The 6,728-nt window shown below is 59.0% G+C and carries 7 protein-coding genes; all 7 read left to right on the forward strand.

Going from position 1 to position 6,728, the window contains the following annotated elements; all coding sequences use genetic code 11:
• On the forward strand, window positions 1–663 hold a 663-nt coding region (locus tag AC5DB9_RS16125), incomplete at its 5' end, for a hypothetical protein (RefSeq protein WP_491732093.1).
• Window positions 656–832, forward strand: a complete 177-nt coding sequence (locus tag AC5DB9_RS16130) for a hypothetical protein (protein WP_157581366.1) — start codon at window positions 656–658, stop codon at window positions 830–832. The genes AC5DB9_RS16125 and AC5DB9_RS16130, both read left to right, overlap by 8 nt.
• A 93-nt stretch (window positions 833–925) precedes the next feature.
• Window positions 926–2,185 (forward strand): YlbE family protein, encoded by a 1,260-nt coding sequence (locus AC5DB9_RS16135; protein ID WP_272994016.1) that lies wholly within the window; start codon window positions 926–928, stop codon window positions 2,183–2,185.
• A 10-nt stretch (window positions 2,186–2,195) separates the two neighbouring features.
• Complete coding sequence (locus AC5DB9_RS16140) at window positions 2,196–3,461, forward strand: YlbE family protein (protein WP_273009713.1); 1,266 nt, start codon at window positions 2,196–2,198, stop codon at window positions 3,459–3,461.
• A 12-nt stretch (window positions 3,462–3,473) separates the two neighbouring features.
• Window positions 3,474–4,478: an ABC transporter ATP-binding protein gene (locus AC5DB9_RS16145; protein ID WP_272991290.1), complete on the forward strand. Its 1,005-nt coding sequence runs from the start codon at window positions 3,474–3,476 to the stop codon at window positions 4,476–4,478.
• On the forward strand, window positions 4,475–5,449 hold the full coding sequence (locus AC5DB9_RS16150; protein ID WP_272991289.1) for an ABC transporter ATP-binding protein: 975 nt from the start codon (window positions 4,475–4,477) through the stop codon (window positions 5,447–5,449). Before AC5DB9_RS16145 ends, AC5DB9_RS16150 begins: the two co-directional genes overlap by 4 nt.
• 268 nt (window positions 5,450–5,717) lie before the next feature.
• Window positions 5,718–6,728: aldehyde dehydrogenase family protein (locus AC5DB9_RS16155; RefSeq protein ID WP_491732094.1), on the forward strand; the 1,011-nt coding region annotated here is incomplete at its 3' end.

Below are 6,728 nucleotides of genomic sequence, written 5' to 3' on the forward strand. Positions count from 1 at the left end.
CGTTGGCGGCCGGCCCCTGCAGTTTTTTCTGCGTTGGCGGCCCGCCACTGCGCGTCAGAGCGTTCTCTGCCGTTGCTGAGTGCCGAGAATATTCGCGCCTTTGCCAAGGCGGAAGTGGCGAAGTTAGCCCCCGGACAGCGCTATGTTCGCGGCCTCTACGCCGGGGGCACTCTTTGCTACGAGACGCTGCTGATGCTGTCGCCCGTGTTGGGCGAGGTCTATTCGAACCTTGCCAGTGATCCCGCCTGTCAACTGCCCGAGCTGATGAGCAGTGTTCAACACAGCGTGGTGGATTTGGGCGACGACGCCTACACCCAGGGGCGCGCTCACCCGATGATCGATCCTACGCTGCGTATGCAGCGTATTGCCCGCGAAGCCGACGACCCGGAGGCCGCCGTGCTGTTGCTCGACCTGGTGCTGGGCTTCGGGGCTCACGACAATCCCGCCGCCGAGCTGGTGGAGGCGATTACCGTGGCCCGGGCTAAAGCCGCCGAGGCGGGGCGTTACCTGCCTGTGATCGTCAATCTCTGTGGCACCGATGCCGACAGTCAGCAATGCAGCGAACAGCTATCACTGCTGCGCGACGCCGAGATTACTGTTGCCTGGAGCAACGCAGAAGCGGTGCGCATGACGCTGGCACTGCTGGGAGAAATTCATGGCTGATAACACGACACCAAGGCTGTTTTTACAGGACATTCACGTTATCAACATCGGTCTGGATCTGTTTTCCGACACGCTTCAGGCCCAGCAGGTTGCCGTGACTCAGCTGCAGTGGGAGCCCCCTGCGCAGGGCGACCCGGAGCTGATGGATATGTTGAATGATCTGCTTTAAGTACCGGTAAAAAAGGTGCCGGTAAAACAGCTCAAGCGCGAGCGCACCGCGCCGGGAAATAGGCAGAAGACGAATAGCGATCAAGAGGTAGTCATGACTGATCTCAAACAGAAAATTGAAGCCGCCAACCAAAAGACGATGGAGATTATTCTCTCCGGCAGTCCGATGTTGGTAGATGTCGCACCGGCACGCGAAGTGGTGCCGGGGATGACCGACAATATGATTCTGCATTCAGCCCCGGCCATTGCCTGGGAAGACATGTGTGGCCCGCACAAAGTGGGCGTGATTGGCGCCGCTCTGTGGGAGGGGCTGGCGAGTTCGCCGGAAGATGCCGACAGCAAAATTCGCCGCGGCGAAATTCTGGTCGAGCCCTGTCACCATCACGACAGCGTGGGTGCCGGAGCCGGGATTACCTCCGCGTCCACACCGATGCTGGTGGTTGAGAATACCACCTACGGAAACCGTGCTTACAGCTGTATTTCCGAGGGCGGCGGCCTGCGTCTGCTGAAGTGGGGGGCCTATGATGAGGATATCGCCAAGCACTTGAGCTGGCAGGCAGAGGTGCTTGGCCCAGTGCTGCAAAAGGCCGTGCGTGCTTCTGGTGGCATTGATGTAAAAAGCATTGTGTCCCGCGCTGTACAGATGGGCGATGAGTGTCACAACCGCACCGTTGCTTCGACGGGGTTGTTCCTCAAAGAGCTCTACGGTACGTTGGTGGATATTGACGGTGTTTCCGATAAAGACCTGCTGGACTCGATCCGCTTTATGGTCGAGGCCGATCAGTTCTTCCTCCACGGCATTATGGCCGCCGCCAAGGCCATTCTGCTCCCGGCCAAAGGCTTGTCTCACAGCACCATCGTGACCGCAATGGCTCGCAACGGCGTGGAATTCGGGATTCAGGTTGCCGGTCTGGGCGACCGCTGGTTCCGCGCTCCGGCGAATCCGGTCAATGGTCTGTACTTCCGTTCCGAATGGAGTGACAAGGACGCGGCGCCGGATCTGGGCGACAGCGCCATTACCGAAACCGTGGGCTTGGGCGGCTTTATTCAACCCGCTGCGCCGACGGTGCAGCAATACGTGCAGGGCAGCCTGCAGCAGGCGATTGCCAACACCCAGGAAATGACGCAGATCTGTGCGGCCAGCAACAACGATGTACGCATTCCCGCCATGGACTTTGCTGCGGCCCCCATCGGCATTGATATTCGCAAAGTAGTACAGACCGGCATTGCTCCGCTGATTGATACCGCCATCACACACAAAGAGGGCGGTTTGATCGGCGCCGGCGAAGTGCGCGCGCCGATCGCTTGTTTCGAGCAGGCGTTGAAGGCCTTTGCCGCCGAATACATGCAGTGAGGGGGGCGTGGTGAATCTTCCTGAACGCATACACGAGGCAAATCTGAACGCGCTGGACGCCATGCGCCAGGCGAATCCGGTCTGGGTGGATGTGCGCCCGGCGTTGGAGGTTTTACCGGGCATGAGCAAAAACACCGTGCTGCATGCCGGACCGCCCATTGCCTGGGAAGACATGTGTGGCCCGCAGAAAATGGGCGTGCAGCAGGCACTGATTTACGAAGGGCTGGTCGACGATGAAGAGGCCGCTGCGGCAATGATTCGCGCCGGGGAAGTGGTGCTGGCGCCCTGTCATGAATACCAGGCCGTCGGCGGCATGGCCGGTATCACCAGCGCTTCCAGTCCCATGGTGGTGGTGCGCAACGAGCAACACGGCAACTACGCGTACTCCCAGTTGTTCCAGGGGCCGGCTGGCGGTTTGCAGGACCGCGACGCCTACAATGTCGAGGCGCGCAAACAGTGGCGCTGGCTGGATTCGGTGCTGGGTCCAACACTGGCGGCGGCGGTGAAAGAAGTGGGTGGCCTGCCGGTAAAGCCGATTATTGCCCGTGCACTGGAAATGGGCGACGAGTGCCACAACCGCAATAGTGCAGGCAGTTCGCTGATTCTCAATGCGCTGGTCGAGGCCATGTTCAAAACCTGTCGCGACCGCGAAACACTGCGCCAGAGCATTGCTTACTTGAGCTGGGCCGATCAGTTTTCGCTGTGTGTGTCGATGGCGGCCGCCAAGGCCACTACTGACGCGGCCAAGAATATTCCCTACAGCACCGTCGTGACCACAATGGCCCGCAATGGCGTGGACTTTGGGATCAAGGTCAGCGGCCTTGGCGAACAGTGGTTTACCGGCCCTGCCCAGCGCGTGGAAGGCCTGTATTTCTCCTCAGACTGGGGCGATGACGACGCGGTGCCGGATATGGGCGACAGCGCCATTATGGAAACCTACGGTATTGGCGGTCATGTTCAGGCTGCGGCACCGGCGTTGCAGCAGTTTGTTTCCGGGTCTTTCAGCCGCGCGGTTGCGCTGACCCGCGAAATGGGTCAGATCACGGTTGGCACGATGGATGAATACCGTATTCCGAACATGGATTTTGCAACGGCGCCCATCGCCACGGATATCCGCAAAGTCGTGCAGACCGGGGTGACGCCGGTTATTGATACCGCCATCGCCCACAAGAAGGGCGGGGTGATCGGCGCCGGGCAAACCCGTGCACCGCAGCAATGTTTCAGCGAAGCCCTGCGGGCCTTCGCTGCTAAATACCGAACACCGGGAGCCGCTTGATCCGGAGCCAACATGAGTGCACTGATCGACATTCGCCATCTGACCACGGTATACGAGACCCGCGCAGGCGTGGTCAAAGCCGTAGACGATATTTCCTTTGCCGTGGCGCGGGGAGAAACCCTCGCGCTGGTGGGGGAGAGTGGCTCGGGCAAGAGCAACGCAGTGCTGTCGATTCTCGGCTTGATCCAGTCGCCGGGAAAAATCAGTCAGGGCGAGATTCTGTTTGACGGTGACGACCTGTTGAGTCTCAGTGAAGAAGACTTCCGCCGCCTTCGTGGTAACCGTATTTCCATGGTTTTTCAGGACCCGATGACGGCGCTGAACCCGCTGTTGAGTCTCGGTCGTCAACTCCGGGATATCGTGATGCAACACCTAGGCATGAACCGCGCGCAGGCGCAGCAGCGCGCAATTGAACTGATGACCAAGGTCGGCATTCCCGACCCCGAGTCCCGGCTGAGCGACTACCCGCACCAACTGTCCGGCGGGATGCGTCAGCGGGTGATGATTGCCATGGCGCTGGCTTGCGAGCCCGACCTGCTGATTGCCGATGAGCCCACCACGGCGCTGGATGTCACGATTCAGGCGCAGATTGTGGCACTGATCAAAGAGATCCAGCAGGAATTCAATATGGGCGTGATCTGGATTACCCACGATCTTGGCCTGGTGGCGACGATGGCTGACCGGGTGATGGTGATGTACGCCGGTCGCATTATTGAAACCGCGGACGTACAGGCACTTTATGCCTCGCCGCGCCATCCCTATACCCGCGCATTGCTGGATTCGATGCCGAGAGTCGATCAGGCTCCAGACGGCCCGCTGCGCGCAATACCGGGAATGACACCGGATCGGACAGTGGATACCGGCGCCTGCCGTTTTGCCGACCGCTGCGCCTTCGCCGAAGAGCATTGCCGAACAGAAGAACCGGCGCTGGTGGCTGACGATAGTCGCCAACACGCCGTGAGTTGCTGGAAGTGGGAAGCACTGCCTGCCTCCGCCGCACAGGAGGCATCGCAATGACCGCGCCGCTGATTACGGTTGATGATGTTGCCGTCCATTTCCCGGTTGAAGGCGGCGGACTGCGCCGACAGGTGCTGGGAACGGTGAAAGCCCTGGACGGGATTACCTTTACCATCAAGCGGGGCGAAACCCTTGGCTTGGTCGGCGAGTCCGGCTGTGGCAAGTCGACGGTAGGTCGGGTGATTATGAATTTGCTGGCGCCCTCTGAAGGTCGCGTCAGTTTCGATGGTGAAGACCTTACGCGGCTGAAATCACGTCAGCGCAGAGAGCTTCGCAAGCGCATGCAAATGGTCTATCAAGATCCCTATGCCTCGCTGAATCCGCGAATGACCGTCGGTCAGATTGTCGGTGATCCGCTGGCCATTCACGGTTTGTATCGTGGCCGCAAAAAACTCGAGCGCATTCAATACCTGCTGGATATTGTCGGCTTGGGCACAGATTGTATTGACCGCTATCCCCATCAGTTTTCCGGTGGACAGCGTCAGCGGGTGGGGATTGCCCGAGCGCTGGCCGTCGACCCGGAGTTCATTGTGCTGGATGAGTCCATTGCTGCACTGGACGTCTCTATTCAGGCGCAGATCATCAATCTGCTGCAAAAGTTGCAGGCAGAGCTGGGCCTGACCTATCTGTTTATTTCTCACGACCTGTCCGTGGTTCGTCATATTTCTGACCGGGTCGCGGTGATGTATTTGGGTAAGATTGTTGAGATTGGCAGCAGCGAACAGATTTATCAGAACCCCATGCATCCCTATACCCAGGCGCTGCTGGCCTCTGTGCCGGTTCCCGATCCGGTACTGGCGTCCGCACGCGGCGCAGCACCGTTAAAAGGGGAGTTGCCCAGCCGCCTCAATCCTCCGCAGGGTTGTCGCTTCTCCGATCGTTGCCCCAAGGCGACGTCGCTGTGTCGTGAGCAGGAGCCGTTCACCACGGTTCGCGAACCCGGTCATATGCTGGCGTGCCACCACGCCTGAGCCCCCGCTTACAGTCGTTCTGTCTCTTTCCAAGTCTTTGTTTCTGAAGGCCTATACCGCTTTGCGCACCAAAATTGCATAGCCGTGTATATGCGCGCCTTAACACCGCTGTGACATTGCAGATTCATCGCCAAAAAAATCCCGCCAATGCTTGCCAAGCGAACATTTGTACGTATAATGAAACTATAGTTCGCGATAAGAACATTTGTTATCGCAAGCGCCTCCCAGATTCTGGCGAGAAACATCCTTCCGGCGATACGGAGTTCACATGTCTTATTCCATGCTCATCGACGGCTGCCTGGTTCAATCTGAATCCTGCTATCCCGTAGTCAACCCTGCCACTGAAGAACTGATTGCTCAGGCGCCAGACTGCAGTAAAGAGCAGTTAGATGCGGCGGTAACCGCGGCAAAAGCCGCGCAAGCCGAGTGGGCTGTCGATGAAGAAAAGCGCAGAGCGGTATTAGTGGCCTGTGCCGATGCACTGCGTGCCAACGCCGAGTCATTGGCGGCGATCCTCACCGCAGAGCAGGGCAAACCGCTGGCAAAAGCTCAAAACGAAATTATGGGGGCGGCCGCCTGGTTGAGTTACAGCAGTACGCTGGAATCGCCGGTAGACATTATTAAAGATGACGACGCATCGCGCGTTGAAGTTCACCGCCGCCCGCTGGGTGTCGTGGCCGGCATTGTGCCGTGGAATTACCCGGTAATGACCACGATGTGGAAGCTGGCGCCGGCGCTGATGGCGGGCAACACCGTGGTACTCAAATCGTCGCCATACACGCCGCTGGCAACACTCAAGGTAGCCGAACTGTTCAAAGACATTATTCCGCCGGGGGTTGCCAACTTCCTCAGTGGCGGCGATGACCTGGGTAAGTGGATGAGTGCGCATCCGGGGGTCGCCAAAGTCAGCTTCACCGGATCAACCCGTGCTGGCAAAAGTGTGGCCGCGTCGGCAAGCAATGATCTCAAACGTCTTTTACTGGAGCTCGGCGGCAACGATGCCGCCATTGTTCTGCCGGGCGTAGACCCGAAAACCGTGGCGCAGAAGCTGTACACCGCGGCCTTCGAAAACTGCGGTCAGGTCTGCGTTGCCATCAAGCGCATCTATATACACAAAGAAATTTACCCGGCGGTGGTTGCGGAGCTGAAGGCCTGCGTTGAAACCGCCGTCGTGGGCAATGGAACCGACCCGGAGGTGACCGTTGGGCCGCTGAACAATGCCGCACAACTGGCGCGGGTGATGGAGTTGGCGGAAGACGCCAAAGTCGATGGCGGGCAG

Source organism: Spongiibacter sp. (assembly GCF_984394615.1).

Bases quoted from the DNA above. Each gene is read 5' to 3' on its own strand.
- AC5DB9_RS16130 (WP_157581366.1), top strand. From the start codon at position 656: ATGGCTGATAACACGACACCAAGGCTGTTTTTACAGGACATTCACGTT.
- AC5DB9_RS16135 (WP_272994016.1), top strand. From the start codon at position 926: ATGACTGATCTCAAACAGAAAATTGAAGCCGCCAACCAAAAGACGATG.
- AC5DB9_RS16145 (WP_272991290.1), top strand. From the start codon at position 3,474: ATGAGTGCACTGATCGACATTCGCCATCTGACCACGGTATACGAGACC.
- AC5DB9_RS16150 (WP_272991289.1), top strand. From the start codon at position 4,475: ATGACCGCGCCGCTGATTACGGTTGATGATGTTGCCGTCCATTTCCCG.